Genomic DNA, 464 nt, shown 5'->3' on the forward strand with positions numbered 1-464 from the left:
AGTCCGGCACGCTTTGCGCCAGGCTTTGCACCTCGCCACTGCCCTGGATGGCATGCAGCCCGTCGCGCAGCCACTGCACCACGGCGCCGCCCACAAACACGCTGCCCTCCAGTGCGAACTCGGGCTTCACGGTGGTTTGCGCAGCGCTGGTGGTGATGAGACCGTTCTCAGACGTCTGAAAGGTATGGCCCGTGTGCATGAGCATGAAGCAGCCCGTGCCGTAGGTGTTCTTCACCATGCCTGCCTTGAAGCAGGCCTGGCCAAACAGCGCGCTTTGCTGGTCACCGGCCACACCGCCAATCGGAATCGCCTGCCCCAGCAGCGCGGGCACCACCTCGCCAAACACCGAGGCAGAAGGCTGCACCGACGGCATCAGGCTGGCGGGAATGTCTAGCGCGGCCAACAGGTCTTCATCCCACAGGTTGGTGTGCACATTGAAGAGCATGGTGCGCGAGGCATTGCTC

General features: G+C 63.8%; 1 protein-coding gene. It reads right to left on the reverse strand.

Annotated elements, in window-relative coordinates; translation table 11 throughout:
• Window positions 1–464, reverse strand: a 464-nt coding sequence (locus AC1D1Y_RS26365; protein WP_477684948.1) for an FGGY family carbohydrate kinase, incomplete at both ends; no start/stop codon positions are given.

The sequence above is a fragment of the Polaromonas sp. P1_G1 genome, from assembly GCF_056405595.1.